The following is a 27,000-nucleotide window of genomic DNA, read 5'->3' as shown; positions in this document are numbered from 1 at the left end:
TTCAGGCGCTCGTGCCCACGAATTCCTGCACGAGGGCAGGGTCGCCGAGCGCGGCGGGCGGGATTTCCCGCGTAATGCGGCCGCGTTGGATCAGCAGGATGCGGTCCGCCAGGGCCTCGATGAAGTCGAGATTCTGCTCGACCAGCAGCACGGAGAGCCCGCGCCGCCGCAGCGCATGGATGCGCTCCACGATCGCCGCGTTGATGGAGGGCTGGATGCCCTCCGTCGGCTCGTCGAGCAGCAGCAGCCTCGGCCGTCCGCAAAGCGCCCGCGCCAGCGCCAGCAATTGCTGCTCGCCACCCGAGAGCGCACCGCCCGGCCGGTCGAGCAGTCGCCGCAACTCGGGGAACTCCTCCAGCACTTCCGCGACGACATCGCCATCCTTGCCGCCCTTGGCGACGACGGCGAAGCGCAGGTTGTCGAGGACGGAGAGGGAAGGGAAAATCTGCCGCCCCTGCGGGACATAACCGAGCCCGCGCCGCCCCCGCTCATGCGGCGGCAGGTGCTGGATGTCTCGCCCGTCGAGCAGGATGCGCCCGCCCTTGCAGGGCAGCAGGCCCATGATGGCGCGCAGCAGCGTCGTCTTGCCCATGCCGTTATGGCCCAGTATGCCGACGCAGCTCCCCGCCTCGACACCGAGGGTCGTTCCATGCAGCACGCCGATGCGTCCATAGCCGGCGACGAGGCTCTCGACCCGCATCATGCCGGCACCACGACCTGCGGCGTCGGCGGCCGCCCGAGATAGACGTCATGCACGCGCGGATCGGCGAGCACCTTGGCGGCGCAATCCTCGACCAGCACCCGCCCCTGATGAAAAACTGTGATGCCGCTGGCGATCGCCCGAATGAACTGCATGTCATGCTCGACGACGATGACGGCATGGTCACGATTCATCTCGCGGATCAGTGCGGCCGTGCCCGCCGTTTCCTCCGCGCTCATCCCCGCCGTCGGCTCGTCGAGGATGATGAGGTCCGGCTCCGGTGCCACAACCGTCGCCAGCTCGACGAGCTGCCGCTGCCCATGCGCCAGCAGTCCGACCAGCGCGCCGGAAAGCGCGCCGATGCCGAGACGTTCCAGCGCCGCCATCGCCCGCCGCCGCGCCTCCCGCTCCCCGTGCTTCCGCCGCACCGCGAGCGTCACGCCCTCAATGGCGGTAAGCCCGTCGAAGAGCGACGGAACTTGTGTCTTGATGCCGATGCCGAGCCGCGCGATCGCATGCGGCTCAAGACCGGTGATATCCCGCCCCCGCCAAAGGATGCGCCCAGCCGTCGGCCGGTACTGCCCGGTAAGGCAGCGGAAGAAGGTGCTCTTCCCCGCCCCGTTCGGCCCGATCAGGCAGCGCAGCTCCCGCTCCGACACGGCAAGGCTGACATTGTCGACAGCCACGACGCCGCCGAAGCGCATCGTCAGCCCCTCGGTTGCCAGCAAGGCGGTCATGGCGCGCGCCGCCGCAGCAGCGTGGCCATGGTCGGCTGCAAGCCGCGTGGAATGGCAAGCACCGCCACCACCAGCACCAGTCCGAGAATGAGGTTCGGATTGACCTCCGGCAGCGTTCCCGCCCAGGCCGTTAGCGCCTGCAGCAGCATCGCGCCGATGATCGGCCCGAGCAACGTCCCCACGCCCCCCACCATCACCCAGATGATCACTTGCCCCGAATAGGCCAGCGAGAACATGGTAGGGCTGACGAAGACGCAATTGGCGAAGAGCATCCCTGCCAGCCCCGCCATCAGACCGCCGATGGCGAAGATCGCCAGCTTGTGGAGCCGCACGTTGTAGCCCAGCAGCGCCGCCCGCAGCTCGTTCTCGCGGATGGCGGTCACGACCCGGCCGAAATGGCTTCTGAGGATCAGCTTGCAGGCCGCATAGCACCCCGCAAGACAGGCCACCGCGATGACGAAGATCTGCTCCGGCGTCAGCGCCGTCCCCGGGTCGCCCGGCATGTTGAGCGGCGGAGTCGAAGGGATGCCGTTGAACCCGCCGAGCGGCGCCGCGCCGATCCGCCACTCCTCGCCCGCCGTCGAATTGATGAAGTTGAACAGGATCAGCGTCACCGTCAGGGTGATGACCCCCATATAGACATCACTGACCTTGCCATAGAACATCACATAGCCCAGCGCCGCCGCTGCCAGCATTGGCACGCCAAGCGCGATGGGGATGGCATAGGTGGTGTCCGGCAGGTTCAACGCCGCCACGGCATAGGCGTAGCCCCCCAGCCCGAAGAAGGCGGCCTGTCCGAAGCAGAGGATGCCGCCGAACCCCCAGACGAGCGCAAGGCTCAAGGCCAGAAGAGCCATGGCGACATAAACCGTCGCATTGATGATGGCGAAGAGCTCCAGCACCTGCGGCAGCCACCAGGCGGCGACCCCCCCTGCCAGCAGCGCCAGCACCGCCTGGAGGAGCGTGCGACGATCCTCCATCACAGCGATCGCCGGAAGAAGCGCCCGGTGATGCCCTGCGGCAGCAGCCGCAGCAGCAAGATGGCGACGGCGAGCATCAGCACCTCGCCCAGCACCGGTGTCGTGACGAAGGTGCCGAGCGTGTTGACGCTGCCGAGCAGGCCAGCTGCCGAACTCGTCCCCGCCAGCATCGCGGCACCTCCGGTAATGACAGTGATGAAGCTTCGCGCGATATAGGCTGTGCCCATGGTGGGTACCACGCCCGACATTGGCGCGATCAGCGCCCCCGCCAGCCCCGACACCGCCGCGCCTGCCGCGAAGGACAGCGCATAGACTCGCTCCGTCGGCACGCCGAGCGCCGCCGCCATGCCGGCATTCTGCATCGTGCCCCGCGCGATCAACCCGGCCGGCGTGAAGCGCAGCACCGCCCAGACCGCGGCGAGCAGCACCATCGTCGCCGCGATCAGGAACAATCCATAGCCCGAGGTGCTGTAGGCCCCGATCTGGACGCTGCCGAGCGGCGCCGAGAAGCCCGCGACGGTATTGCCGAAGATCATCGTCACCGCCCCGATCAGCGCCAGCGACAGGCCCCATGTCGCCAGCATCGTATCCACCATCCGCCCGTAGAGCCGCCTGATCACCAGCCGCTCGACCACGACGCCGAACAGCCCGACGCAAAGCGGCGCCACCACCAGCATCGCCACCCAAAGATTGATCCCCGCCTGCACCGCGAGGATCGCGCTATAGGCGCCAAGCATCAGGAATTCGCCATGCGCCAGGTTGATCACCCGCATCATGCCGAAGACGATGGCGAGGCCGAGGCTGATGAGCAGCAGCGTGGCGATGCCGCTCAGCGCCTGGATCCCGGTGGCGAGGACGAGATCCATGGCTAGATCCTGACGTCCACCACCACCTGGCGATTGGCATTCGGCTCCTTCTGCAGGTCGCAGACCGATTGCGTATCGGCGGGCGGCGAGTTGGGGAAATGCTGCAGCACGTTGAAGCCGCGATTCTTCACCTCGGCCACATAGACATCGAGCGTGACGTGGTTGGTCTTCGGGTCGAGCATCGTCCGGCCCGGGGGGCCATCGACGCTGATGCCCGATCCCAGCGCCTCGATCACCTTCATCCGGTCGGTCGTGCCGGCGCGCTTCACGCCCTCCGCCCAGAGCCTCATTCCGGTATAGCTCCGCATGGCGAGTTCCGCCCCGAGATAAGGGGTGTTGGCGCCGAGCTTCGCCCGGAACTTCTCGAGGAAAGCCTTGTTCGCCGCGTTATCGACCTCCTGGAAATACGAGAAGGCGCAGACGATCCCATCACCCTCCTCGGGCGAAAGGAGCAGGCTCTCATTGCCGCCGCCGAAGGTGGTCGATGCCATCGGGATGCGGCTCTTCATGCCCGCCGCCGCCCACTGGCGGTAGAAGGAGACATGCGCCCCGCCGACGAGCGCAGAGACCACCATGTCTGGCTTCGCCGCCTGTATCTTCTGGATCGCCGGACCGAAATTGGTGACGTCGAGCGGGAAGAAGTCGACCGCCACCGCATCCCCGCCGCCATCGCGGAAGTACTTGGTCACTCATTTGCTGGTGATCTGACCATAATTGTAGTCGGCGGCGACAATATAGACCTTTTTGCCCCATTTCTGCATGATGTGCGGCACCAGCCGCTGCACATTCTGCGCCGGCGTCGAGCCGGTGCAGAAGCAGTTCCGGTCGCAGACTCCGCCCTCATACTGCGTGTTGTAGAAGTAGAGTGTGTTGTAGCGCTTCAGCACCGGGCGTATCGCCTCGCGCGAAGCCGATGTGATACCCGCATGCACAACTGCGGCCCTGTCCCGCGTCGCCGCCTGAGTGGCGAACTGCGTATAAAGCTGGATGTTGGACTGCGGATCGTAGTTAATCACCTGCACCGGCCGCCCCAGCAGTCCGCCTGCGGCATTGATCTCATCGGCCGCGAAGTCGATGCAGGCAATCATCGGCTTGCCGTAGATGTCGAGCCCGCCCGAGGCGTCGTGGATGCTCACCACCTTGATCGGATCGGCACCGAGTGCCGCATGGCGGAAGACGAGCGGCGCCGCGAGCCCCCCGGCCGCGGCGATGAGGGTCCTGCGCTGCATTTGTCTGTCTCCCTGGTCCCGCATCAAAGGTATTGCTTGGCGAGCAGCATGTGCACGCCCTTGTTGCCATCGACGGTCTGCGTCACCCGTAGGTCACCGATCAGCGAGCAGAGCATGTAGGCTTGGTTGCGGCTGAGGTTGGTGCGGGCGCAGATCTCCCGCACCATCTCGCGTACCGCCTGCTTCGCCGCATCGTCGAGATCCTCGTCGAGCCCGATCGAGATCAGGTGCGTCGCCGTCTCCGCGAAGGGCATCTTCAGGCTCAGATCCTTCCGCACCGTCAGCCGGAAGCTGCCCTTCAGCCCGGTCTCCAGCGCGGTGATGCAGACCTCGCCATCGCCCTGCACGCCATGCCCGTCGCCAGCGTAGAAGAGCGCGCCCTCGTTGAAGACCGGCAGATAAAGCGTCGTCCCCGCCTTCAGCTCCTTGTTGTCCATGTTGCCGCCGAAGGCGCGCGGCACGTTGGTGGAGCAGCACCCCCATTCCGGCGGCGGCGCCACGCCGATGACGCCGAAGAAAGGATCAAGCGGCAACTCCATCCCCCAGGGCAGGCGGCAGGTGCCGCGCGCCCTGTCGATGCGAGGATGGATTGTCTCGTACTCGGTGAATTCGTCGGGCAGCGTGCCGAGCAGCGGCATGATGGAGACGAAGCCCCAATCCATCCACGGCTCGGCCGAAAGGATGTCGACCTGCAGCACATCGCCCTGCGCTGCGCCGCGGACGAAGACGGGCCGGTTGACGAAATGCGCTCCCGGCCCCTGTGCCAGCCCCCCGACGGCGGCACGATAGGCCTCCGGCACCAGTGCCGCATCGGGCGGAAAAGCGGGCGTGCCGCCGGCCGGCACGGCGGTGATCGTCACCACATCGCCGGAGTCGACGGTCAGCGCCGGCGGTGTCGCCGCATCGAGCGAGCCCCAGATCAGCGCCTCGGGCGTCGCAGGAATTTCGTGTTGGGCAGGCATGGCGCAAACCTCGTGATGCCTGCGCCTAGCGACGTCAGGCCGACGGTGTCAGCCGGTGCTGCATTTCTTCTCCCACCACGATCATGGCTAAGCTCGACACGCCGCGCAAGCTACTCCGGCCCGCTCCAGGTGAAGCGTTGGAGGTCCAGTGCACAGAGCCCCGTCACCTGCCAATGCGCGGCATAGGCCCGCACCTGTGCCAGGTATCGCGGGTCATCCGGGATCGCATCGGGCCAGAAAGGCGGGTTGAAGGTGGAGATGCCGTTGATCGTCGGCACACGCCGCACCGCCGCCACCAGCATCGCCTCGGTATTGTGGTTGTAGACATTGGCGACCTCCTCGCCGAAGCGGCTCTCCCTCCGCGCCGCCGAGACGTAGAAGGCGTGGCATTCCGGCGGCGCCGGCGGCACCGCTGCCAGCCGCCCCGCTTCCAGCGGCCGGTCGAGGAAGAGCGGCGCGTAGCCATTCGCCTCCTCCGCCAGCAGCAGCCCGCAGAGCAGCGCCACGGTCAGCCGCGGCAGCCGTCGCGCCTCCGCTGAGAGCACCGTCATCGCCAACAGGATGACGGGCAGGGTGAGAAAAATCTGATAGCGCGCCACCACCCGCGCCGCCTTCGCCCCCGGCACGAGGCGGTAGACCAGCGACCACCCCGTCACGCCGCCCAGCTGCAGGCTGAGCGCCCAGGTCACCAGCACCGCGATGGCGAGCGCACGCAGCATGGCCACGCGCCCCGGCGGCGCCTCGCCCCCGCCGCGCCAGAGCCAGAGCAGCGAGGCTGCGAAGATCAGCAGCAGCAGCGGCGGCATCCCCGTCATCAGCTCCGACCAGAAGGGGAAGCCGGGCCGGAAGACACCGTTCATCGCCCGCACCAGCCAGCCCCAGAGATAGTTCGCCTCGCCCACATGGATAATGTCGAGCGGGGAGGGGACGTGCCTCAGCACATCGGCCCAAGGGTGCATCCCCGTCTCCGCCGCCTTCGGCAGGTAGAGCGAAAGGAAGGGGATTTCCGCGACTACGGCCAGCAGGCCGATGGCCGCCAACGGCAAGGCCTGCGTCCGCATGGCTCCGAGCAGCCGCCGCCGCGCCGGCCGCCCCGCCACCACCAGCCAAGCCAGCAGCATCACGCCGCCGCACCAAGCGAAGTACCAAGCCATGTAGAAGCCGGTCATCAGGCAGGCCGCGAAGCCCAGCGCGAATCCCGCCCCCCAGCCCAGCAGCGCGCCCCGCCGCCCTTCCAGCAATGCCACGACCGCCCCATGCAGCAGCAGCGCCAGGACCGGCACCAGCCCTACGCTGAACAGCTGAGCGTGGCTGCCACGGATGTAGAGGTTGTTGCTGATGGTGAAGAGCGCCGCCCCAAGCAGCGCCCAGCCAAAGGGCAGCCCGATCGCCCGCCGCCCGAGCGCATAAGCGCCGAGGAAGCCGATCAGCCTCAAGGTCATGTTGACCAGCTCGCCGCCGAGGAAGAGGTCCACCCCCGCCGCCCGGAACCCCGCCTGCAACAGGCCGAAGACGAGATAGCCGTCATTGTAGCCGAGCGTCCCCGGAACCGGAAAGAAGTAGTCCGTCCGGTCCCAGGCCGAGCGTCCCGCCAGAACATTGACCCAATGCTCGAGGATCGAGAGCTCGATCACCGCATCATGCCGGTCGCCCACCAGCAGGGTGAAGCCGTCGCCGATCTGATTTCGGAAGAAGAACCCCACCGACAGCAGCGCGACGAGGCCGATCGCCAGCCCCCGCCTCATCGCACCAGCCTCGCCTGCCAGAGGCAGAGTAGCGGCGTCACCACCAGCTCCATGCCGAGCGCCGCCAGCATCGGCCACCCCGGCACCCCGCGGACGGCCAGGCCGAAGAGGCGCCCAAGCCCGCCCAGCACGACGATCGCCGTCAGCAGCCGGAACCGTCCCGCATGCCGCGCCGGATCGCCGAGCGTGCTCCAGAACCCGAGCCCGATGCCGAGCAGTAACCCGGAGAGATAGCGGAGATGGCTGTCCTCATCCGCCCCCGACTCGGCTCCGAGCATCGCGGGTCCCGTCAGCATTCCACCGAGCCCTGCCAGCACCGGCACCAGCCCGCCCACCGCCACGGCGAGCCGGAACCAGCCCGTCCCGCTCACAGGTAGCGCCCGCGTTCCAAGATCTCGAGCGTATACTCCTTGTAGGTCATACCCAGCTCCTCGGCCCGCGCGAGCCGGCGGAGCGCGATCTCGCGCGGCGGCGTCTTCCAGGCCCGCTTGTGGGCCCGGCGCCAGACATAGCCGCGCCAGCTTTCCTCGGGATCGAGCGGCGGGCCGCCATTATGGCCGATGCGGGGGATGTCCATGCACCACCGATAGGGCGGGGCAGGGGGGATCGGCAAGGGAGAGGGGAAGGATGGCTCCGGCGGTTGGATTCGAACCAACGACCAACGGATTAACAGTCCGCTGCGCTACCGCTGCGCCACGCCGGATCAGCCAGTGGGCGGCGCCTATAGCAGGGCACCGCTGATGATGAAAGCCCCCACGAGACAAGAGCTGGAGGTCCGGGGCGGAATTGAACCGCCGTAGCAGGTTTTGCAGACCTGTGCCTGACCACTCGGCCACCGGACCGCCGAGGCAAGCCCCGTGCGCCGCGCCTCTTTGAGGCCACAGAGGCGTCAGGTCAAGCGTGCGCCGCAACACGCCCGCTTGGCGTCGAGGGGAGGCGCCCCCTATAACCCCCTCCGGCCGCAAGGACCGTCCCGGCGGGCGAGCCTTGGCGGCGGCTGGAGATTGCGCCTCATGGACTATGCGGATGCGCGCAAGCGCATGGTGGACGGACAGCTTCGCCCCAACAAGGTGACCGATCCCCGCCTGCTCGAAGCGATGCGCGACCTGCCGCGCGAGCGCTTCCTTCCCCGTGCAGCCACGGCCCGGGCCTATACCGATGAGGACATCCCGCTCCCCGGCGGTCGGGCGATGATCGAGCCGATGGTGCTGGCCCGGTTGATCCAACTCGCCGCGGTGCGGCCCGGCGACCGCGCCCTCGTGGCCGGCGCCGGCACCGGCTATGGCGCCGCCGTGCTGGCCCGGATCGGCGCCCGCGTCACCGCCCTCGAGGCCGATGCGCCATTGCTCGAGATCGCCCGCGCCGCTCTGCCGTCCTGCCTGCCGGCCGGCGCGGTGCGGCTGGAGGCGAGCGATCCCACCCAGGGCTTCGCCGCCGCTGCGCCCTATGACATCGTGCTGATCGAGGGTGAGATTCCGGAGGTTCCACCGGTTTTCACCGAGCAGCTGGCCGAAGGCGGTCGCCTGGTCGCCGTCATCGGCATCGGCCGCCGGCAGGGCAAGGCGGTGCTGGGGCAGAAGCTCGGCGGCAGCGTCAGCACCGTCACCGCCTTCGACTGCGCGACGGCTCCCCTGCCGGCCTTCGCCCGCCGCCCCGGCTTCGTCTTCTGAAGCGCGGCGTCCTCGCAACAAAAGCGTGGATGCTGTAGGACCTTGTTAATATAGCTCCGCAAGGATCAGCTTACGATGAAGTGGACTCGCCCCTTTCCGGTGCTGACCGCCGCCCTGCTCGCCCCGGCCGCCCTGGTCGCGCTGGCGCCGCAGGCCGGGGCGCAGACCTTGGCGGATGCCCTGGCCCAGGCCTATGCCAACAACCCGGCGCTACTCGCTGCCCGAGCCCAACTCCGGGCAGTGGACGAGAACGTTCCCCAGGCCCTCGCCGGATGGCGGCCGACGGTCTCCATCGCCAACAGCTTCGGCTATTCCGACGGCCGTGTCCGCGCCCTGACCACAGCGCTCGATCCGAACACCGGCGGCCCGCGCCAGGTCGGCGTCAGCACCCATAACGACCGGACGATCGCCACCAACACCGTCACCATCACCCAGCCGATTTTTCGCGGCGGCCGCACCGTCGCCTCTACCCGGCGGGCGGAGAACCAGGTGCTTGCCCAGCGCGCCCGCCTGCTGGCGACCGAGCAGCAGGTGATGCAGGACACGGTGACGGCCTATGTCGGCGTCATCCGCGACCAGGAGCTGCTGCGCCTCAACATCAACAACGAGCAGGTGCTGACCGAGCAGCTGCGAGCGACCAATGAGCGCTTCCGCGTCGGCGAGATCACCCGCACCGACGTCGCCCAGGCTGAATCGCGCCTCGCCGGCGCCCGCTCGCAGCGTGCACAGGCTGAGGGCAACCTCCAGATCTCACGCGCCACCTTCCAGCGCCTGGTCGGCCTGCCGCCCGGCACGCTGGTTGCGCCGCAGCCGCTCCGCGTGCCGCTCCGCACCGGCCAGGAGGTGGCCCAGGCCGCGGCCGCCAACAACCCGAACGTCGTCGCCGCCCTTTTTGACGAGGCCGGGGCGCGGGACAACGTCAACATCCAGACCTCCGCCCTCGCGCCAACGCTCAGTGTCAGCACCCAGGCCGGGCGGAACGACAACAACCTCACCAACCACACCCGCCAGACCTTCGCCCAGGTGACGGCCAACCTCACCGTGCCGCTCTACCAGGGCGGCGCGGAGTACGCGGCCGTCCGCCAGGCCCGGCAGAGCCAGCAGCAGGCCCGGCAGACGGTGGACGACCAGCGCCGCACCGCGGTCCAGCAGGCGACCCAGGCCTGGGAGCAGCTGCAGAGCTCGCGGGCCCAGGTCGAGAGCGTCCGCGCCCAGATCCGCGCCGCCGAGATCGCCCTCGACGGCGTCCAGCGCGAGGCGATCGTCGGCAGCCGCACCACCCTCGACGTGCTGAACGCCGAGCAGGAACTGCTGAACGCCCGCACCAGCTTGGTCCAGGCCCTCGCAACCGTCGTCCAGCAATCCTACGCGCTGGCCGCGACCATCGGCCGTCTGACCGCGAGCGATCTCGGCCTCGCCGTCGATCTCTACGACATGCGCGCCTACTACAACGAGGTGCGCAACCGCTGGATCGGCCTCGGCGACTATTCCGGCGTGGCGGAGCGCCGCTGATGGCCGAGGAGCGGCCGGCTCAGCCGGGGGGCGCCCCCGCCGACCCGAGCATGGAGGATATTCTCGCCTCCATCCGCCGCATCCTGAACGAGGACGAACCCGGCGCGGCCTCGGCTCCGGCCGCGTCATCCTCCGCCGAACCGCTGACCCTGACCGAGGAGATGCTGGTGCAGGAGCCCGCTGCTGCCGCGCCAGCTCCGCCACCGGAACCGGGTTCCGCGCCGAAGCCTGAGCCGGAGGCGCTGCCCCGGCCCGTGCTCGCCGTGCCCCCCGAACCAGAACCCGAGCCTGCCCCCGAACCCCCGCCGCCGGCCGAGGCGTTGATTGCCCCCACCGTCGCCGCCGCCGCCACCGCCGCCATCGGCACCCTGATCCGCGCCGTCTCCCAGGACCGCGGCGCCGCCGTCACCCGCGGCGGCCCGAGCATTGAGGATGTGGTGCGGGAGGAACTGCGCCCCCTGCTGAAGGACTGGCTCGACCAGCACCTTCCCGCCCTGGTCGAGCGCCTGGTCCGCGCCGAGATCGAGCGCGTCGTCGGCCGCGCCCTGGGCTGATCCGCCTCGCCCCTTGACGGCGCCCGTCCGGCAGGGGACGGATGCGCCCATGCTGGACAAGACCCTCACCCCGGGCAGCTTCGAAACCCGCCTCTATGAAGGCTGGGAGAGCTCGGGCGCCTTCGCCTGCGACCCTGCCTCGGCCGCCACGCCCTTCACCATCATGATCCCGCCGCCGAACGTCACCGGCAGCCTTCACATGGGTCATGCGCTGACCTTCACCATTCAGGACACGCTGGTCCGCTGGCGTCGGATGCAGGGGCGGGACGCGCTTTGGCAGCCCGGCACCGACCATGCCGGCATTGCCACGCAGATGGTGGTCGAGCGCCTGCTGGCGACCGAGGGCAACCAGAACCGGCGCAGCATGGGCCGCGCCGCCTTCCTCGACCGCGTATGGCAATGGAAGGCGGAGAGCGGCGGCACCATCACCAAGCAGCTCCGCCGCCTCGGAGCCAGCCTCGACTGGCCGCGCGAACGTTTCACCATGGATGAGGGCCTCTCCAAGGCTGTCCGCGAGGTCTTCGTCACCCTGCACCGCCAGGGGCTGATCTACCGCGACCGTCGCCTGGTGAATTGGGACCCGAAGCTGCAGACGGCGATCTCCGACCTCGAGGTGGAGAGCCGCGAGGTGAAGGGCAGCCTCTGGCACATCCGCTACCCCGTCGAGGGCGGCGGCGAGATCGTGGTGGCGACGACCCGGCCCGAGACGATGCTCGGCGACACCGCCGTCGCCGTCCATCCGGGGGATGCGCGCTTTGCTGCCCTCGTCGGCAAGCAGGTGATCCTGCCGCTGACGGGCCGCCGCATCCCCGTCGTCGCCGATGAGTACTCCGACCCGGAGAAGGGCACCGGCGCGGTGAAGATCACCCCCGCGCACGACTTCAACGACTTCGAGGTCGGCCGTCGGCACGCGCTGCCGATGCCCTCCGTCCTCGATGCCGAGGCGCGGATCGACCTCGCCGAGCTCCGCCCCGACCTCACCGCCGAGGCCGACCTCGCCTTCCTCGACACGCTGCAGGGCATGGACCGCTTCGCCGCCCGCAAGGCCATCGTGGCAAAGCTGGAGGAGCTCGAACTCCTCGTCCAGGTCGAGCCGCACACCCACCAGGTCCCGCATGGCGACCGCGGCGGCGTCCCGCTCGAGCCGCGCCTCACCATCCAGTGGTATGCCGACGCCGCAACCCTGGCGAAGCCCGCCATCGAGGCGGTCGAGACCGGCCGCACCCAATTCGTGCCGAAGCAATGGGAGAACACCTTCTTCGCCTGGATGCGCGACATCCAGCCCTGGTGCGTCTCCCGCCAGCTCTGGTGGGGCCACCAGATCCCCGCCTGGTACGCACCCGACGGCACAGTCTTCGTCGAGAAGACCGAGGAGGAGGCGAAGGCCGCCGCCCGCGCGAAGTACGGCGAGGACGTCCCGCTGGAGCGCGACCCGGACGTGCTCGACACCTGGTTCAGCAGCGCCCTCTGGCCCTTCTCGACGCTGGGCTGGCCCGACAAGACGCCCGAGCTCGCCCGCTACTACCCTGGCGACGTGCTGGTGACAGGCTTCGACATCATCTTCTTCTGGGTCGCCCGGATGATGATGATGGGCATCCACTTCATGGGCGATGTCCCCTTCCGCCACGTCTACATCCATGGCCTCGTCCGCGACGAGAAGGGCCAGAAGATGTCGAAGTCGAAGGGGAACGTCATGGACCCCCTGGAGCTGATCGACGCCTATGGCGCCGACGCCCTCCGCTTCACCATATGCGCGCTGACCGGCCCGGGCCGCGACGTGAAGCTCGGCCGCAAGCGCGTCGAGGACTATCGCAGCTTCGCCACCAAGCTGTGGAACGCCGCCCGCTTCTGCGAGATGAACGGCATCGCTCCTCAGTCCGGCTGGCACCCGGCCGAGGCGCGCATGCCGCTCGCCCGCTGGATCCTCGACGCCGCCAACACCGCTGTGGCGGAAGCGGATACGGCTCTCGAAGCCTACCGCTTCGACGACTACGCCGCCGCCTGTTACCGCTTCGTCTGGGGCAGCTTCTGCGACTGGTTCCTGGAGTTCGCCAAGCCCGTCTTCAACGGCCCGGACGGGCCCGAGAAGGACGAGGTGAAGGGCGCCGCGCAACACGTCCTCGGCCTGATCCTCCGCCTCCTCCACCCGGCGATGCCCTTCGTCACGGAGGAACTGTGGGACCGCTTCGGCTACGGCGCGGAATGCAGCCTGATCCGCGCCCCCTGGCCCGAAGCAGTGCCCGTCGCCGAGGCCGCCTCCGCCCGCGAGGAGCTGGATTGGATCGTCCGCCTCATCTCCGAGCTCCGCGCCGTCCGCGCCGAGGTGAACATCGCCCCCTCCATCACCACGCCACTGCTGGTGAAGGACGCCGCGCCGGAGAACCTGGCCCGCGCAGATCGCTGGATCGAGGCCGTCCGCCGCCTCGGCCGCGTCACCGAGATCGTGCCGCTCGCGGGCGAGGTGCCCAAGGGCGTCGCCCAGACCGTGCTCGGCGAGGCGACGCTGATCCTGCCGCTCGCCGGCATCATCGACCTCGCCGCCGAACGCGCCCGCCTTGCCAAGGACCGCGCCAAGGCCGAGGCCGAGGCGCGGAAGGTGGAAGCGAAGCTCGCCAACGCCGATTTCGTCGCCCGCGCCAAGGAGGAGGTGGTCGAGGAGAACCGCGAGCGCCTGGCCAATTTCCAGGCCGAGATGGCCCGCCTCGACGCAGCGATGGCCCGCATCGGCGACTAGACCCTTTCCTCGGGCGTTGGGGCCGCGGAGGGGCATCCAGCCCCTCCGGGAAGGGGACAAGTCGCATGGCCAGGATGGATCACGATCGCGGCGGCGCGATGCCGCTGCTTGCCGCCGGGCTGCTGGCGGGGGCGGCCGGCGTCGCCGCCATGACGCTCGGCGAGAAGCTGGAGCAGGCGGTGACCGGCCGCCCGAATTCTTTCGTGCCCGGCCACACGCTCGAACGCCTGCTCGGCCGCCCTGCGCGCCCGGACCGCGAGCGGCAAGGCCTCAACTGGGCGATGCATTGGGGCCAGGGCATCCTGCTCGGCATGGTCCGCGCCGTGATGGCGCGGGGCGGCGTCGGCGGCCCCTTCGGCTCCTTCCTCTTCCTCAACCTGCGCCTGCTGAACGACCAGAGCCTGGAGAACGCCACCGGCATCGGCGCGCCGCCCTGGACCTGGCCGCGCGACGAGCAGGTGGTCGACCTGCTGCACAAGGCCGTCTACGCCTTCGCCACCGGCGCCGTCGCCGACCGGCTGGTGACGGGGCGGGCCTCGCCGGGGACGGGCCTTGCCGAGCCGGAGGGCTGGCATCGCGCCGACCATGCTGCGCGTTCGGCCGCCCTGCGCCGGGCCGCCTGAGCGGACATTCCGCCCGTAGGCCATGATCGCCGGCCGCGCTGCGGCGTTCGCTCCCCATCAGGGGAGACACCGCATGCCGGCCCAACGCCTGCCACTCGCCATCGGCGTCCTCGGCTTCGCCCTGGGCGGGTTCTTCGACGGCATCCTGCTGCACCAGGTGCTTCAATGGCACCATTTCCTCAGCCTCGTCGGCGGTGAGGCTCTGCGCGACACCCGCACGCAGATTCTTTGGGACGGACTGTTCCACGTCGCCGTCTATGCCATCGCGCTGCTCGGTCTCTTCCTGCTCTGGCGGGCCCGGTCGGGGCTCGGCGAGACGCGGGGGATGCGCCTGTTCGGCTGGGCGCTGCTCGGCTTCGGCATCTGGCAGCTGGTCGATGTGGTCGGCTTCCATTGGATCGTCGGCATCCACCGCATCCGGGTGGATGTGCCGAACCCGCTGGCATGGGATATCGGCTGGCTTGCCGTCATCGGCCTCCCGCCGCTGTTGGCGGGCGCGTGGCTGCTGCGGCGCGGCGATGCGGGGCCGCCCGGCCGGGGCGGGCTGCGGGTCGCGGCGATGCTCTCTCTGGCCGTCATCGGCGCGGCGCCCGTGGCGGCGCTGCCGCCCACCGATGCCACCACGGCCCTGGTCCTGTTCCGGCCGGGTATCGGCCTCGCCGGCGCCGCCGAGGCCGTCGCGGCCGCCGATGGGCGCCTCGTCTGGGCCGATGCCTCGGGCGAGCTGGTCGCTGTCGACCTGGGCGAGGCCGGCAGCGCCTGGACGCTCTACCGCCGCGGCGCGATGCTGGTCGGCACCGGCCTGCCGGTGGCGAACTGCCTCGGCTGGTCCCGAATCTGACGGGCGCCATCTCCGCTTGCCTTATCCCGAGACTTTGCGACCCTCACGGCCAGAACCGGAGGATACGCCATGACCGAATGGGACAAGTCGAAGCTCCCGAGCCGCCACACCACGGTCGGCCCCGAGCGCGCGCCCCATCGCAGCTACTACTACGCGATGGGCCTCACCGAAGCCGAGATCGCCCAGCCCTTCGTCGGTGTCGCCACCTGCTGGAACGAGGCCGCGCCTTGCAATATCGACCTCCACCGCCAGGCGCAGAGTGTGAAGCAAGGGGTGAAGGTCGGCGGCGGCACGCCGCGCGAGTTCACCACCATCACCGTCACCGACGGCATCGCCATGGGCCATCAGGGGATGAAGTCCTCGCTCGCCTCGCGCGACGCCATCGCCGACACGGTGGAGCTGACGGTGCGCGGCCACTGCTATGACGCGCTGGTGGGGCTGGCCGGCTGCGACAAGTCGCTTCCAGGGATGATGATGGCGATGCTCCGCCTGAACATCCCGAGCGTCTTCATGTATGGCGGCTCCATCCTCCCCGGCACCTACAAGGGCCGCGACGTCACGGTGGTCGACGTCTTCGAGGCGGTCGGCCAGCACGCCGCCGGCAACCTTTCGGAGGAGGAGCTGCACGAGCTGGAATGCGTCGCCTGCCCCTCCGCCGGCGCCTGCGGCGGCCAGTTCACCGCCAACACCATGGCGACCGTCTCCGAGGCAATCGGCCTCGCGCTCCCCGGCTCCGCCGGCACACCCGCCCCCTTCGAGGAGCGCGACCGCTGGGCCGCGGAGTCGGGCCGGGCGGTGATGGAGCTGGTCCGCCACAACCTCCGCCCGCGCGACATCGTCACGCTGAAGTCACTGGAGAATGCCGCTGTCATCGTCGGCGCGACGGGCGGCAGCACCAACGCGGGCCTCCACCTGCCCGCCATCGCGCATGAGGCCGACCTCCGCTTCACCATGGACGACGTCGTCGCCATCATGCGCCGCACACCCTACATCGCCGACCTCAAGCCGGGCGGGAAATACGTCGCCTATGATGTCCACAAGGTCGGCGGCATCCCTGTCATCATCAAGGCGCTGCTCGAGGCCGGCCTGCTGCATGGGGACTGCATGACCGTCACCGGCCGGACGCTCGCCGAGAACCACGAGAGCGTCGTCTTCCCCACCGGTCAGGACGTCATCTACCCGGTGAGCCAAGCGCTCTCGCCGACCGGCGGCGTCGTCGGCTTGAAGGGCAACCTCGCCCCGGACGGCGCCATCGTGAAGGTCGCGGGGATGAAAACCCTTCGCTTCGAGGGCACTGCCCTCTGCTTCGACAGCGAGGAGGAGGCCTTCCAGGCCGTCGAGCAGCGCGCCTACAAGCCGGGCGACGTTATCGTCATCCGCTACGAGGGGCCGAAGGGCGGGCCCGGCATGCGCGAGATGCTCTCCACCACCGCCGCCATCTACGGCCAGGGCATGGGCGAAAGCGTGGCGCTGATCACCGATGGCCGCTTCAGCGGCGCCACCCGCGGCTTCTGCATCGGCCATGTCGGGCCCGAGGCGGCGGTTGGCGGCCCCATCGCCCTTCTGCGCAATGGCGACCGCATCGTCATCGACGCCGAGAATGGAACGATCGACATGCTGGTCGAGGAAGCGGAACTCACCCGCCGCCGTGCCGAGTGGAAGCCTCGCCCGACCGACTACAACTCGGGCGCCCTGTGGAAATACGCCCAGCTCGTCGGCCCGGCCCATCTCGGCGCCGTCACCCATCCGGGCGGCGCGGCCGAGACGCATTGCTACGCCGACCAATAGCGCGTGAGCCGGCCGGTGAAGCCCAGGCCTGGCAGGGGTTTCATCGGTCATGCCTCGCTTTCGTCACAGAGCCCGGGTTTCTATCGGCACCCGTCACGAGGAGTGATCGCGATGAAACGCTTCCTGCTGCCGCTGCTCCTGCTGCCGGCGCTCACCCTGCTCTCCGGCTGCGTCGTCGCGCCGGCCCGGCCCTATTATGGTCGGCCCTATTACGCGCCGCCCCCGCCCCCGCCTGCTGTTTATTACGGCCGCCCCTACGGCTATGGCCATGGCTGGCGCCGCTGGTGAGAAAGGGCAGGGGACGCTGACCCGCCGGCGCTCAATCCACCCTCGCTCTCCGGCGGCTGGCGGTAGAAGCGCCTACCGCAACTCGACCCAAACCGGCGCATGATCGCTTGGCTGGTCCTCCGACCGGGCGACCGTATCCACGCCACACCCCGTCAGCCGCTCCGCCAGCTCCGGGCTGAGCAGCGCATGGTCGATCCGCAGCCCGCGGTTCATGTTGAAGGCCGGCCCGTAATCCCAATAGGTGAAGGGCGCATCCCCCGGATGCAGCGCCCGCAGCGCATCCGTCATCCCGATATGGGTGAGGGCCCTGAACCGCGCTCGGCTCTCGGGATGCACCAACGCATCCGTCGCCGGCAGCGCCCCGGGCGAGAGGTCCGCCTCGGTCGGGCAGACGTTGAAGTCACCCAGCACCGCCACCGGCACGAATACATCGAGCCTTGCCGCCACCCAGTCCCGCAGCCGCTCCATCCAGCGCAACTTGTACTGGAAGCCGGCCTCGCCGCCCGAATTCCCGTTCGGCAGGTAGATTCCCGCCGCCTCCATTCCCGCCGCGCGGACCGAGACGAAGCGGGCATGATCATCCTCCGCCTCGCCCGGCAGCGCGTCCCCCGTCACCTCGAATTCGATGCGCCCGAGCACCGCGACGCCATTTCGCCCGCCCGGCTGCCCGATCGCCTGGATGCGATACCCGCTCCCCTCGAATTCCGCAGCCGGGAATTCCTCCGTCTTGCACTTCAGTTCCTGAAGGAAGAGCAGATCCGGCTGATGCCGCTCGAGGAAGCGCCGCACATGCGGCGCCCGGCGGCGGATCGAGTTCACGTTGAAACTGGCGAGGCGAAGCATGGCCCCACCATCGCCGGAAGCGGATCGCTTGGTAAGAGGGAAGCGGCCCTTACCCGACCGCGAAGCTGACGCCGCAGCCGCAACCCGAGACCGCCTGGGGATTGCGCACGACGAAATGCGCCCCGATCAGCGAATCGTTCCAATCCAGCTCCGATCCCGCCAGCAGGTCGAGCGAGACGCCGTCGATGAAGACCCGCACGCCGCCGGCCTCCACCACTAGGTCGTCCTCCGCAGCCGCATCCTCCAGCGCGAAACCGTACTGGAAGCCTGAGCACCCACCGGCACTCACCGAGACGCGGAGTCCTGCCTCCGGCCGTCCCTCACGGCGCGCGATCTCCGCCACCTCGGCGGCGGCGCGGGGGGTCACACGGAAACGGGGCAGGTCGGCACCATCGGGCATGGCAGTATCTCGATCAGCTTCGGCAGCCAAGATAGGGTCGCCGCAGCCTGATTTCCAACCTCGCCTCCGCCCATGCTAGGCAGCGCCATGCCGTCCGAACCCCGCGCTCCTTGGGCCGTCGATCCCCGCCACTCCCGCGGCCGGCTGCATCCCGAGCCCGCCGATGCCCGCTCCCCCTGGCAGCGCGACCGCGATCGCATCATCCACACCGGCGCCTTCCGCCGCCTGCAATACAAGACGCAGGTCTTCATTTTCCATGAAGGCGACTACTTCCGCACCCGCCTGACCCACAGCATCGAAGTCGCCCAGATCGCCCGCAGCCTGGCCCGTCGCCTCCGCCTCGACGAGGATCTGGCCGAGGCCCTGGCGCTCGCCCACGACCTCGGCCACCCGCCCTTCGGCCATGCCGGGGAGGAGGCGCTCGACAGCCAGATGCGCCCCTATGGCGGCTTCGACCACAATGCCCAGTCGCTGAAGGTCGTCACCACCCTCGAGGCCCGCTACGCCAGCTTCGACGGCCTCAACCTGTCCTGGGAGACGCTGGAAGGCCTCGCCAAGCACAACGGGCCGCTACGCCGCCCCTCGGCCTTCATCGCCGAGTACGACCGCCGCCACCCCCTCGACCTGCTGACCCATGCCTCCGCCGAGGCCCAGGTCGCCGCCCTCTCCGACGACATCGCCTACAACAACCACGACCTCGATGACGGCATCCGCGCCCGCATCCTCACCGTCGAGGAGATCGCTTCTCTTCCCCTGGTCGGCGACGCCTATCGCGAGGTGCTCGCCCTCCACCCCGGCATCGCCCGCGACCGGCTCGTGACCGAGACCGTCCGCCGGGTCATCAACCTGATGATCCAGGACGTGGTGGAGGAGGCCAGCCGCCGCATCGCCGCCCTGGCCCCGCAAAGCGCCGACGACATCCGCGCCGCGGCCGAACCGGTGATCGCCTTCTCCCGCCCCATGGCCGAGGCGAACCAGGTCATCCGCGACTTCCTCTTCACCCGCCTCTACCGCCACTGGCGGGTCAACCGGGCGATGCAGAAGTCGAAGCGGGTCAGCCAGCTCCTGTTCCAGCTCCTCCACGGCGGCCCTCAGATGCTCCCCGACGACTGGAGGGCGAGGGCAGGGGAGGCTGGCAGCCCGACCTGCGCCCGCGTCGTCTGCGACTATATCGCCGGCATGACCGACCGCTACGCGCTGGAAGAGCACCGCCGCCTGACGGACCCGAATATCCCCGGGTAACGCCGGTGTTTCCACCCAGGGCCATCGCGGGCTAAACCGCAGCGCAGCATGACCAGCACCGATATCTTCGCGGCCCTCCGCGCCCGCGCCATCGCCGCCCTGCAGGACCTCCTGCCCGAGCTGCCCGCCGAGGCCTTCGCCAAGGTGCAGATGGAGCCGCCGCGCGACCCGACGCATGGCGACATGGCGACCAATGCCGCCCTCGTCGTCGCCAAGCCCGCCCGCCAGCCTCCGCCGAAGCTCGCCGCCGCCCTGGCCGAGCGCCTCTCTGCCCTGCCCGAGGTCGAATCCGCCGCCCCCGCCGGCCCCGGCTTCGTCAACCTCCGCCTGCGCGAGTCCTTCCTCCGCGCCCAGCTCCCGGTGATCCTCGAGGCCGCCGAGGCCTATGGCGACAGCGCAATCGGCGCCGGCCGCAAGGTCGATGTCGAATACGTCTCCGCCAACCCGACCGGCCCCATGCATGTCGGCCATTGCCGCGGCGCCGTGGTGGGCGATGCGCTCGCCAACCTGCTCGACAAGGCCGGCTGGGCGGTGACGAAGGAGTACTACATCAACGATGCCGGGGCGCAGGTGCAGGCCCTCGCCTGGGCCGCCTACTGGCGTTACCTGCAGGCCCTCGGCACGATGCTGACCGAGGAGGAATACGCGGCGAACATCCCTGGCGGCCTGCAATACCGCGGTGAATACCTCATCCCCGTCGGCGAGGCGCTGAAGGCCCGCTACGGCGACGCCCTCGCCCCCGGCGCCCTCCCGGCCGACCCAGCGCTCTGGCTCGACACCGTCCGCCCCTTCACCGTCGAGGCGATGATGGCCGAGATCCGCCAGGACCTCGCCGCCCTCGGCGTCCGCCACGACGTCTTCATCAGCGAGGCGGAACTGGTCCGCGCCGGCGTCGCCGACCGCGCCATCGCAACGCTCGCCGAGCGCGGCCTGGTCTATGAAGGCGTCCTCGAACCCCCCAAGGGCAAGACCCCCGACGACTGGGAACCCCGCCCTCAGACCCTCTTCGCCTCCACCCGCTTCGGCGACGACGTGGACCGCCCGCTCCGCAAGTCGGACGGCAGCAACACCTATTTCGCCAACGACATCGGCAACCACGCGGACAAGCTGGCCCGCGGCTTCGATGAACTCGTGCATATCTGGGGCGCCGACCATGGCGGCTACGTCAAGCGGATGCAGGCCGCCGTCTCGGCCCTCTCGGCAGACCGCCCGGTCCCGCTCGACGTGGTGCTGACCCAGATCGTCAAGGTGATGAAGGGAGGCGAGCCGGTGCGGATGAGCAAGCGCGCCGGCACCTATGTGACGCTGGCCGACCTGATCGAGGAGGTCGGACGCGACGCCGTCCGCTTCACCATGCTGACCCGCAAGGCCGACGCGCAGATGGAATTCGACCTTGACAAGGTCGTCGAGCAGTCGCGCGAGAATCCGGTCTTCTACGTGCAGTACGCCCATGCCCGCTGCCGCAGCGTCCTCCGCAGCGCCGGCGACCCCGCGGACCTCGCCGAGGCCCCGCTCGATTCGCTGGCCGATCAGGCCGAACTGGCCCTGATCCGCCGCCTCGCCGCCTGGCCGCGCACCGTGGAATCCGCGGCGCTGGCCCGCGAGCCGCACCGCATCGCCTTCTTTCTCCATGACTTGGCCGGCGATTTTCACGTATTGTGGAACAGGGGACGAGAGGACACGACCCTCCGCTTCATCCGGGGGGATGAGCCGGAGGCGACGCGGGCGAGGCTCGCGCTGGTTGCCGCAACGGCGACGGTCATCCGCTCGGGCCTCAGGGTGATGGGGGTCACGCCCGTCGAGGAGATGCGGTGAGCGATATCACGGTTCCATCCTGGCGCGCCCGGCCGGCCGAGCCGGGTCCTAGTTGGCGCATGCTGGCGGTCGCCGGCGGGCTGCTCGGCACCCTGGCGGTGGGCGGCGCGGCCTATTGGGGCATCTCCCGTATGGGGCCCCGGGTTGTGCCGACCATCGAGGCGGATACGCGCCCGGTGAAGATCAAGCCGGACGCCCCCGGGGGCCTCGTCGTGCCGAACCAGGACCAGCTGGTGCTGGAGCCGCCCTCGGTCCGCCGTGCCGCAGAGCGCAACGTGACAGCATCCTCCCGCCTCGACCGCGGCCCGGAGAGCCCGGCGCTCGACCTGCTCCGCCAGCAGGCTGCCCCGCCGGCGCCCGCGCCCCAGGCTGCCGCACCCGAGCCGGCCCCGCCACCTGTCGCTCTCGCCCCGGTGCCGGCGCCAGCCCCGGTCGTTGCCGCACCGGTGGCGCCGCCCAGCCCGCCGCGCCCGCTGCCCGTCGCCGCCCCGGCCAACCCTGCTATCGCCCCGGCCGCCAATGGCCGGGCGATGGTCCAGCTTGCCGCCCTCAGCTCCGAGGAATCCGCGCGTGGCGAGTGGGAGCGCCTGCAGCAGCGCATCCCCGAACTGGCTGCCTTCCAACCGGTGATCTCCCGCTTCGACCGCGACGGGAAGCCGCCGCTCTACCGCCTCCGCGCCGGCGGCCTCGCCAATGCCGCGGCTGCCCGCGCTCTTTGCGCCGCGGTGCAGGCCAAGGCCGCGCCCTGCAACCCGGTCGGGGGCTGAACCCGGAATGACCCGGCCGCGCGCCGCCATCATCGGCCTCTCCGGCCATGCGCTGAGCGAGGAGGAACGGGCGCTGCTGCGCGCCACGCCCCCGCTCGGCGTAATCCTCTTTGCCCGCAACATCGCCGACCCCGCGCAGTTGCGCGCCCTCACCGCCTCCATCCGTGAGGAGCTGGGCGAATCCGCCCCCATCCTGGTCGACCAGGAGGGCGGCCGCGTCGCCCGCCTCCGCGCCCCGCACTGGCCCGACTTCCCGCCCGCCGCCCGCTTCGAGGGTGCTCCGGACGAGGCCGCCCGCGCCAATGCCGCGCTCCACGGCCTGATCTGCCGCGAGGCCGGCTTCGACGTGGTCTGCGCCCCGGTCCTCGACCTGCGGATGCCTGGCGCCCATGGCATCATCGGCGACCGCGCCTTCAGCGACGACCCGGAGGAGGTCGCCCGCCTCGGCCTCGCCTGGGCCGAAGGCCTCCAGCAGGCCGGCTGCATCCCCGTGGTAAAGCACATCCCCGGCCACGGCCGCGCCATGGTCGACAGCCATTACGAGCTGCCCCGCGTCACCGCCCCGCGCGAGATGCTGGTCGAGGATTGCGGCCCCTTCGCCGCCCTGGCCGACATCGCTGCCTGGGCCATGACCGCGCATATCGTCTATGAGGAGCTGGACCCGGAGCGCCCGGCAACCCTCTCGCCGCTGGTCATTGGCCAGGTGATCCGCCGCGCCATCGGCTTCCAGGGCGTGCTGGTCAGCGACGACCTTTGCATGAAGGCGCTGGAAGGCGAGCCCGGCGAGCTCGCCGCAGCCGCGATCGCCGCCGGCTGCGACATCGTCCTCCACTGCAACGGCGTGCTGGAGGACAGCGCCGCCGTCCTTGCCGGCTGCCCCACCCTTCCGGAACAGGCAGAGGTGCGGCTAGCCGAGACCCGCACCCGGGTGCTGGCCGCCCGCCAGGCGCTCGACCCCGCCAGCCTGCTCGCCCTCCGGGACGCTCGGCTCGTGGCCGCCGCGTGACCGAGGGCTTCGGCTGGCTGCCGGAGCTGGTGGCCGCGGTGCTCGCCTCGGTCCTGGCGATCACCTTGCACGAGGCGGCGCATGGCTATGCCGCGCTCGCCCTCGGCGATCCGACGGCGAAGCTGGCCGGCCGTCTCAGCCTCAACCCGATCCGCCATGTGGACCCGGTCGGCACGGTGCTGGTACCCGGCATATTGCTGCTCGGCCAGTTGCTGACCATCGGCCGGGTCGAGTTCATGTTCGGCTGGGCCAAGCCGGTGCCGGTGAATATTTGGGCGCTGCGCCACCCGCGGCAGGGGATGATGTTGGTCGCCGCCGCTGGCCCCTTGATGAATTTCGCCCTGGCGATCATCGCCGGCCTGCTGGTCCACCCGCTGGTCGCGCTCGACGGCACGGCGCCGCGCGACCTGCTCTTCGCCGGCCTCCGCTTCGTCCAGTACGCAATCCTCGCCAACCTGGTCCTCGGCCTGTTCAACCTGCTGCCCATCCCGCCGCTCGATGGCGGGCGGATCGTCGCCGGCCTGCTGCCGCGGGCGCTGGCGCTGCCCTATATGCGACTGGAGCGCTGGGGCATCCTCATCGTGCTCATCGCTGTCTTCCTGCTGCCGCGAATCGCGGAAGGCTACGACCCGGTCGGCTGGGCACTCCGCAACGTCATCGCCCAGGCCTTCGACCTCGTGCTGCTGGTCACGGGCAATGGGGGAGGGGGCGAATGACCCAGCCGGTCCTGCATCTCCGCCTCGACGGCTTCGAGGGGCCGCTTGACCTACTGCTCGACCTGGCGCGGGCGCAGAAGGTCGATCTCGAGAAGATTTCCATCATCGCCCTCGTGGACCAGTTCCTCGCCGTGCTGGAGCAGGCCCGCCGCGTCCGCCTCGAACTGGCGGCCGACTGGCTGGTGATGGCCGCCTGGCTCGCCTGGCTGAAGTCCCGCCTGCTGGTCCCACCCGACCCAACCGAGGAGGTCGATGCCGAGGCCCTCGCCGCCGCGCTGACCGACCGCCTCGCCGAGCTGGAGCGCATGCGCCTCGCCGCCGCCTGGTTGACCAATCGCGGCCAGCTCGGCCGCGAGGTCTTCGCCCGCGGCGCCGCCGAGCAGCTCCGCATCGAGGACCGCAGCGGCCTCCATGCCGACCTGCCTGCCCTGCTCCAGGCCTATGCCGCCGCCCGTCGCCGGGCGCTCGCCCGCCGCCCCTACACGCCGAAGCACCGCAAGCTCTGGACGGTGCAGGATGCGCTGGCCCGGCTCGGCCGGCTGATCGGCGCGCTGCCGGACTGGGCGGTGCTGCACCGCTTCCTACCCGAAGGCCTGACCGACCCGGTCGAGCAGCGCGCCGCGCTGGCCAGCACCCTCATCGCCGCGCTCGAGACCGCCCGCGGCGGCGCCATCGAGCTGCAGCAGGACCGCGCCTTCGGCCCCATCCTGGTCCGCCGCACCGCCCCGACCGAAGCGATCCCCGATGTCCGAGCTGCCTGAGCCCGCCGAACCCTTGGCCGAAGCCCTGCTCGAAACCACCGCCGAGCCTGTTGTGGAGGCGGACCCGGCCCTCTTCGCACATGCGCTGCGCATCGCCGAGGCGCTGATCTTCGCCAGCGACCGCCCTGTCGCGCCTGCCCGGCTGGCTCATGCCCTGCCACTTGGCATCGACCCCCGTGCCGTCATCACCGCGTTGATGGCGACAACCGCCGGCCGTCCGGTCGAGCTGGTCGAGGTCGCCGGCGGCGTCGCCTTCCGCACAGCGCCCGACCTGGCGCCGGCCATCACCAAGGTGGTCGAGGTCCCCCGTCGCCTGCCGCGCGTGGCGATGGAAACCCTCGCCATCATCGCCTACCACCAACCCGCGACCCGCGCCGAGATCGAGGAGATCCGCGGCGCCTCTCTCTCGCAATCGACGCTCGAAGCCTTGCTGGAGATGGGCCTCATCGCCCCGCGCGGCCGCAAGGAGGTCCCCGGCCGCCCGAGCCTCTGGGGCACCACCCCGCGCTTCCTCGAGCAATTCGGCCTGAAGGCGCTGACCGACCTGCCGCGCCGCGAGGAATTGGTGAACGAGCCGGCCTCGCCGCACTCGGCATGAGTCTCCGCCTCAGCGGCATCCGCCACGCCTATGGGGCAAGCGAGATCCTCCGCGGCATCGACCTCGAAGTCGCCGCCGGCGAGATTCTCTGCCTGCTTGGCCCCTCGGGTGACGGAAAGACGACGCTGCTCCGCCTCGTCGCTGGCCTCGAGCCGCTCCAGGCCGGCCGCATCGAGCTGGATGGCACCACGCTTGCCGAGCCAGGCCGAGAGCTGCCGCCCGAGGCCCGGCGGGTCGGCTTCGTCTTCCAGGACTACGCCCTCTTCCCCCACCTGACCGTCGCCGGCAACGTCGCCTTCGGCCTCGGCGCCACCCCGCGCGGCGAGCGCGCCTGGCAGGTGGCCGAGGCCCTGGCCCGGGTCGGGCTGGAGGCGATGGCCAACGCCTACCCCCACACCCTTTCCGGCGGCCAGCAGCAGCGCGTCGCGCTGGCGCGGGCGCTCGCCCCCCGTCCACGCGCCCTGCTGCTCGACGAGGCCTTCGCCAGCCTCGACGCGAGGCTCCGCGAGCAGGTGCGCGACGACACGCTGCATGTCCTGCAATCCGCCGGCATCCCCGCCCTCATCGTCACCCATGACGCGGAGGAGGCGATGTTCCTCGCCGACCGCATCGCCCTCATGCAGGAGGGGAGGGTGGCCCAGCTCGGCACGCCGCAGGAGCTTTATCTCCATCCCGCCAGCCCCTTCGTCGCCACCTTCCTCGGCGAGGTGAACCGCCTGCCTGCCCGAATCCGTGCTGGCGAGGCAAGGACCGTCCTCGGCCCGCTTCCCTGCCCCCTACCCGACGGCCCGGCCGAGCTTCTCCTTCGCCCGGAAGGCCTCCGCCTCGGCGGCGCCGAGGGCCCCGTCGCCCGCGTCGAGGCCTGCCGCCTGCTGGGCGCCACCAGCCTCGCCCATCTCACCCTGCCCGACGGGGCCGGAGGGACGCTGCATCTTCATGCCCGGCTGCCGCCCGGCCTGCCGCTCCGACGTGGAGAGGAGGTGAAGCTGGCGTTGGATCCCGAACGCGCCTTCGTATTTCCGACCCCCGCTCCCTAGATTGGCGCAGGCAGACTATCCTGCTAACGGAGGCGGCCCGCGCGACGAGGCGGAGCCGGAGACACGATGTTTGATCTAGCCTGGTCCGAGATTGCCCTGATCGGCGTGGTGGCGCTCGTCGTCATCGGCCCGAAGGACCTGCCCGAGGCCATCCGCGGCGTCGCCCGCGGCATCTCCAAGCTGCGCCGCATGGCCAGCGAGTTCCAGGGCCAGGCCGACGAGCTGGTGCGCGAGGCCAATCTCGACGAGGTGCGGCAGTCGATCAACGAGATCCGCCGCTTCAACGTCCGCGACGAATTCACGAAGGCGGTGGACAAGGACGGCACGATCCGCAAGACCTTCACCGAGGACCCGCTGAAGCCGAGCTACTCCCCGCCGCCCGAGCCCACGCCCGCGCCGGCCGCCGAGAGCTTCGGTCCGCCACCCCCGCCCGCAGCCGAGCCGCCACGCCCGGCAGCACCGGCCTTCATCCCGCCAAGCGCCGTGCCCGCCCCGACCGTGGCCGCCGCGCCGCCGGCCGCCCCCGCCTTCGTGCCGCCGGCCGAGCCGGCCCCGCCCCAACCGACCAAACAGAGCTGAGCACCCA

The 27,000-nt window shown here is 70.1% G+C and carries 27 protein-coding genes, 2 tRNA genes and 1 pseudogene; 17 read left to right on the top strand and 13 right to left on the bottom strand.

The window, feature by feature from the left end:
• Position 1 precedes the first annotated feature (1 nt).
• The 11 genes and pseudogenes from EP26_RS02975 to EP26_RS02925 all read right to left on the bottom strand — a co-directional run bounded on the left by EP26_RS02975 (position 2) and on the right by EP26_RS02925 (position 8,061).
• On the bottom strand, positions 2–703 hold the full coding sequence (locus EP26_RS02975; protein WP_043335530.1) for an ABC transporter ATP-binding protein: 702 nt from the start codon (positions 701–703) through the stop codon (positions 2–4).
• Positions 700–1,437, bottom strand: coding sequence for an ABC transporter ATP-binding protein (locus EP26_RS02970; RefSeq protein ID WP_043335528.1), 738 nt, complete (start codon positions 1,435–1,437; stop codon positions 700–702). The genes EP26_RS02975 and EP26_RS02970 overlap by 4 nt, the downstream gene beginning before the upstream one ends.
• Entirely contained in the window at positions 1,434–2,417 is a 984-nt protein-coding gene (locus EP26_RS02965) for a branched-chain amino acid ABC transporter permease (RefSeq protein ID WP_157033389.1), read from the bottom strand. The genes EP26_RS02970 and EP26_RS02965 overlap by 4 nt, the downstream gene beginning before the upstream one ends.
• Positions 2,417–3,283 carry an ABC transporter permease subunit gene (locus EP26_RS02960; RefSeq protein ID WP_043335526.1) on the bottom strand — a complete coding sequence of 289 codons (867 nt, stop codon included), beginning with the start codon at positions 3,281–3,283 and terminating at the stop codon, positions 2,417–2,419. The genes EP26_RS02965 and EP26_RS02960 overlap by 1 nt, the downstream gene beginning before the upstream one ends.
• Before the next feature lie 2 nt (positions 3,284–3,285).
• Positions 3,286–4,512, bottom strand: a pseudogene (locus EP26_RS02955) (urea ABC transporter substrate-binding protein).
• A 23-nt stretch (positions 4,513–4,535) separates the two neighbouring features.
• The gene (locus tag EP26_RS02950; protein ID WP_043335523.1) at positions 4,536–5,474 is read right to left on the bottom strand and encodes an acetamidase/formamidase family protein; all 939 of its coding nucleotides are present in this window, start codon (positions 5,472–5,474) and stop codon (positions 4,536–4,538) included.
• Between the two features lie 110 nt (positions 5,475–5,584).
• The gene (locus EP26_RS02945; protein WP_052388729.1) at positions 5,585–7,219 is read right to left on the bottom strand and encodes a hypothetical protein; all 1,635 of its coding nucleotides are present in this window, start codon (positions 7,217–7,219) and stop codon (positions 5,585–5,587) included.
• Entirely contained in the window at positions 7,216–7,590 is a 375-nt protein-coding gene (locus tag EP26_RS02940) for a DUF4345 domain-containing protein (protein WP_043335520.1), read from the bottom strand. Before EP26_RS02940 ends, EP26_RS02945 begins: the two co-directional genes overlap by 4 nt.
• On the bottom strand, positions 7,587–7,796 hold the full coding sequence (locus tag EP26_RS02935) for a hypothetical protein (protein WP_043335516.1): 210 nt from the start codon (positions 7,794–7,796) through the stop codon (positions 7,587–7,589). Before EP26_RS02935 ends, EP26_RS02940 begins: the two co-directional genes overlap by 4 nt.
• A 51-nt stretch (positions 7,797–7,847) precedes the next feature.
• Positions 7,848–7,922: transfer RNA gene (locus EP26_RS02930), tRNA-Asn, on the bottom strand.
• A 65-nt stretch (positions 7,923–7,987) separates the two neighbouring features.
• Positions 7,988–8,061: transfer RNA gene (locus EP26_RS02925), tRNA-Cys, on the bottom strand.
• Positions 8,062–8,232: 171 nt separating this feature from the next.
• Between EP26_RS02925 and EP26_RS02920 the strand changes: the two genes are divergently transcribed.
• From EP26_RS02920 to EP26_RS36160, 8 genes are all read left to right on the top strand, one after another.
• Positions 8,233–8,889, top strand: a complete 657-nt coding sequence (locus EP26_RS02920; RefSeq protein ID WP_043335512.1) for a protein-L-isoaspartate O-methyltransferase family protein — start codon at positions 8,233–8,235, stop codon at positions 8,887–8,889.
• A 75-nt stretch (positions 8,890–8,964) separates the two neighbouring features.
• On the top strand, positions 8,965–10,401 hold the full coding sequence (locus EP26_RS02915; RefSeq protein WP_052388728.1) for a TolC family outer membrane protein: 1,437 nt from the start codon (positions 8,965–8,967) through the stop codon (positions 10,399–10,401).
• Positions 10,401–10,955 carry a DUF2497 domain-containing protein gene (locus tag EP26_RS02910; RefSeq protein WP_052388727.1) on the top strand — a complete coding sequence of 185 codons (555 nt, stop codon included), beginning with the start codon at positions 10,401–10,403 and terminating at the stop codon, positions 10,953–10,955. The genes EP26_RS02915 and EP26_RS02910 overlap by 1 nt, the downstream gene beginning before the upstream one ends.
• A gap of 49 nt (positions 10,956–11,004) precedes the next feature.
• The gene (locus EP26_RS02905; protein WP_043335510.1) at positions 11,005–13,689 is read left to right on the top strand and encodes a valine--tRNA ligase; all 2,685 of its coding nucleotides are present in this window, start codon (positions 11,005–11,007) and stop codon (positions 13,687–13,689) included.
• A 74-nt stretch (positions 13,690–13,763) separates the two neighbouring features.
• Positions 13,764–14,312, top strand: coding sequence for a hypothetical protein (locus EP26_RS02900; RefSeq protein WP_211259360.1), 549 nt, complete (start codon positions 13,764–13,766; stop codon positions 14,310–14,312).
• A gap of 73 nt (positions 14,313–14,385) precedes the next feature.
• Entirely contained in the window at positions 14,386–15,153 is a 768-nt protein-coding gene (locus EP26_RS02895; protein WP_043335508.1) for a DUF2243 domain-containing protein, read from the top strand.
• Positions 15,154–15,222: 69 nt separating this feature from the next.
• On the top strand, positions 15,223–16,941 hold the full coding sequence (gene ilvD / locus EP26_RS02890) for a dihydroxy-acid dehydratase (protein ID WP_043335506.1): 1,719 nt from the start codon (positions 15,223–15,225) through the stop codon (positions 16,939–16,941).
• A gap of 111 nt (positions 16,942–17,052) precedes the next feature.
• Positions 17,053–17,229 (top strand): hypothetical protein, encoded by a 177-nt coding sequence (locus EP26_RS36160; RefSeq protein ID WP_169747354.1) that lies wholly within the window; start codon positions 17,053–17,055, stop codon positions 17,227–17,229.
• Between the two features lie 72 nt (positions 17,230–17,301).
• Here EP26_RS36160 and xth read toward each other — a convergent pair whose 3' ends face one another.
• Both xth and erpA read right to left on the bottom strand, forming a co-directional pair.
• Positions 17,302–18,072: an exodeoxyribonuclease III gene (xth, locus tag EP26_RS02885; protein WP_043335504.1), complete on the bottom strand. Its 771-nt coding sequence runs from the start codon at positions 18,070–18,072 to the stop codon at positions 17,302–17,304.
• Between the two features lie 49 nt (positions 18,073–18,121).
• Positions 18,122–18,472, bottom strand: a complete 351-nt coding sequence (gene erpA / locus EP26_RS02880) for an iron-sulfur cluster insertion protein ErpA (RefSeq protein ID WP_043335502.1) — start codon at positions 18,470–18,472, stop codon at positions 18,122–18,124.
• A gap of 87 nt (positions 18,473–18,559) precedes the next feature.
• On the opposite strand from erpA, the gene EP26_RS02875 reads away from it, so the two are divergent.
• From EP26_RS02875 to tatB, 9 genes are all read left to right on the top strand, one after another.
• Positions 18,560–19,714 carry a deoxyguanosinetriphosphate triphosphohydrolase gene (locus EP26_RS02875; protein ID WP_052388726.1) on the top strand — a complete coding sequence of 385 codons (1,155 nt, stop codon included), beginning with the start codon at positions 18,560–18,562 and terminating at the stop codon, positions 19,712–19,714.
• Positions 19,715–19,762: 48 nt separating this feature from the next.
• Positions 19,763–21,529, top strand: a complete 1,767-nt coding sequence (locus tag EP26_RS02870; RefSeq protein WP_052388725.1) for an arginine--tRNA ligase — start codon at positions 19,763–19,765, stop codon at positions 21,527–21,529.
• Positions 21,526–22,296 carry an SPOR domain-containing protein gene (locus EP26_RS02865; protein WP_052388724.1) on the top strand — a complete coding sequence of 257 codons (771 nt, stop codon included), beginning with the start codon at positions 21,526–21,528 and terminating at the stop codon, positions 22,294–22,296. Before EP26_RS02870 ends, EP26_RS02865 begins: the two co-directional genes overlap by 4 nt.
• Before the next feature lie 7 nt (positions 22,297–22,303).
• On the top strand, positions 22,304–23,302 hold the full coding sequence (gene nagZ, locus EP26_RS02860) for a beta-N-acetylhexosaminidase (protein ID WP_043335497.1): 999 nt from the start codon (positions 22,304–22,306) through the stop codon (positions 23,300–23,302).
• The gene (locus EP26_RS02855; protein WP_052388723.1) at positions 23,299–24,018 is read left to right on the top strand and encodes a site-2 protease family protein; all 720 of its coding nucleotides are present in this window, start codon (positions 23,299–23,301) and stop codon (positions 24,016–24,018) included. The genes nagZ and EP26_RS02855 overlap by 4 nt, the downstream gene beginning before the upstream one ends.
• Positions 24,015–24,779: a segregation and condensation protein A gene (locus EP26_RS02850; protein ID WP_052388722.1), complete on the top strand. Its 765-nt coding sequence runs from the start codon at positions 24,015–24,017 to the stop codon at positions 24,777–24,779. The genes EP26_RS02855 and EP26_RS02850 overlap by 4 nt, the downstream gene beginning before the upstream one ends.
• A complete protein-coding gene (scpB, locus tag EP26_RS02845; protein WP_084112280.1) occupies positions 24,763–25,377 on the top strand; it encodes an SMC-Scp complex subunit ScpB in 615 nt (204 codons plus the stop codon). The genes EP26_RS02850 and scpB overlap by 17 nt, the downstream gene beginning before the upstream one ends.
• Complete coding sequence (locus EP26_RS02840; RefSeq protein WP_052388721.1) at positions 25,374–26,414, top strand: ABC transporter ATP-binding protein; 1,041 nt, start codon at positions 25,374–25,376, stop codon at positions 26,412–26,414. The genes scpB and EP26_RS02840 overlap by 4 nt, the downstream gene beginning before the upstream one ends.
• Before the next feature lie 66 nt (positions 26,415–26,480).
• Positions 26,481–26,993: a Sec-independent protein translocase protein TatB gene (gene tatB, locus EP26_RS02835; protein WP_052388720.1), complete on the top strand. Its 513-nt coding sequence runs from the start codon at positions 26,481–26,483 to the stop codon at positions 26,991–26,993.
• Positions 26,994–27,000: the final 7 nt, after the last annotated feature.

The organism is Belnapia moabensis DSM 16746 (assembly GCF_000745835.1).
Lineage (GTDB): Bacteria > Pseudomonadota > Alphaproteobacteria > Acetobacterales > Acetobacteraceae > Belnapia > Belnapia moabensis.
This window is presented reverse-complemented; position numbering and strand designations above follow the sequence as displayed.

Excerpts from the sequence above, each read along its gene's own strand:
- EP26_RS02975 (WP_043335530.1), bottom strand. The coding sequence starts at position 703 with ATGATGCGGGTCGAGAGCCTCGTCGCCGGCTATGGACGCATCGGCGTG.
- EP26_RS02970 (WP_043335528.1), bottom strand. The coding sequence starts at position 1,437 with ATGACCGCCTTGCTGGCAACCGAGGGGCTGACGATGCGCTTCGGCGGC.
- EP26_RS02965 (WP_157033389.1), bottom strand. The coding sequence starts at position 2,417 with ATGGAGGATCGTCGCACGCTCCTCCAGGCGGTGCTGGCGCTGCTGGCA.
- EP26_RS02960 (WP_043335526.1), bottom strand. The coding sequence starts at position 3,283 with ATGGATCTCGTCCTCGCCACCGGGATCCAGGCGCTGAGCGGCATCGCC.
- EP26_RS02950 (WP_043335523.1), bottom strand. The coding sequence starts at position 5,474 with ATGCCTGCCCAACACGAAATTCCTGCGACGCCCGAGGCGCTGATCTGG.
- EP26_RS02945 (WP_052388729.1), bottom strand. The coding sequence starts at position 7,219 with ATGAGGCGGGGGCTGGCGATCGGCCTCGTCGCGCTGCTGTCGGTGGGG.
- EP26_RS02935 (WP_043335516.1), bottom strand. The coding sequence starts at position 7,796 with ATGGACATCCCCCGCATCGGCCATAATGGCGGCCCGCCGCTCGATCCC.
- EP26_RS02920 (WP_043335512.1), top strand. The coding sequence starts at position 8,233 with ATGGACTATGCGGATGCGCGCAAGCGCATGGTGGACGGACAGCTTCGC.
- EP26_RS02915 (WP_052388728.1), top strand. The coding sequence starts at position 8,965 with ATGAAGTGGACTCGCCCCTTTCCGGTGCTGACCGCCGCCCTGCTCGCC.
- EP26_RS02910 (WP_052388727.1), top strand. The coding sequence starts at position 10,401 with ATGGCCGAGGAGCGGCCGGCTCAGCCGGGGGGCGCCCCCGCCGACCCG.
- EP26_RS02905 (WP_043335510.1), top strand. The coding sequence starts at position 11,005 with ATGCTGGACAAGACCCTCACCCCGGGCAGCTTCGAAACCCGCCTCTAT.
- EP26_RS02900 (WP_211259360.1), top strand. The coding sequence starts at position 13,764 with ATGGATCACGATCGCGGCGGCGCGATGCCGCTGCTTGCCGCCGGGCTG.
- EP26_RS02895 (WP_043335508.1), top strand. The coding sequence starts at position 14,386 with ATGCCGGCCCAACGCCTGCCACTCGCCATCGGCGTCCTCGGCTTCGCC.
- ilvD (WP_043335506.1), top strand. The coding sequence starts at position 15,223 with ATGACCGAATGGGACAAGTCGAAGCTCCCGAGCCGCCACACCACGGTC.
- EP26_RS36160 (WP_169747354.1), top strand. The coding sequence starts at position 17,053 with ATGAAACGCTTCCTGCTGCCGCTGCTCCTGCTGCCGGCGCTCACCCTG.
- xth (WP_043335504.1), bottom strand. The coding sequence starts at position 18,072 with ATGCTTCGCCTCGCCAGTTTCAACGTGAACTCGATCCGCCGCCGGGCG.
- erpA (WP_043335502.1), bottom strand. The coding sequence starts at position 18,472 with ATGCCCGATGGTGCCGACCTGCCCCGTTTCCGTGTGACCCCCCGCGCC.
- EP26_RS02875 (WP_052388726.1), top strand. The coding sequence starts at position 18,560 with ATGCCGTCCGAACCCCGCGCTCCTTGGGCCGTCGATCCCCGCCACTCC.
- EP26_RS02870 (WP_052388725.1), top strand. The coding sequence starts at position 19,763 with ATGACCAGCACCGATATCTTCGCGGCCCTCCGCGCCCGCGCCATCGCC.
- nagZ (WP_043335497.1), top strand. The coding sequence starts at position 22,304 with ATGACCCGGCCGCGCGCCGCCATCATCGGCCTCTCCGGCCATGCGCTG.
- EP26_RS02850 (WP_052388722.1), top strand. The coding sequence starts at position 24,015 with ATGACCCAGCCGGTCCTGCATCTCCGCCTCGACGGCTTCGAGGGGCCG.
- scpB (WP_084112280.1), top strand. The coding sequence starts at position 24,763 with ATGTCCGAGCTGCCTGAGCCCGCCGAACCCTTGGCCGAAGCCCTGCTC.
- EP26_RS02840 (WP_052388721.1), top strand. The coding sequence starts at position 25,374 with ATGAGTCTCCGCCTCAGCGGCATCCGCCACGCCTATGGGGCAAGCGAG.
- tatB (WP_052388720.1), top strand. The coding sequence starts at position 26,481 with ATGTTTGATCTAGCCTGGTCCGAGATTGCCCTGATCGGCGTGGTGGCG.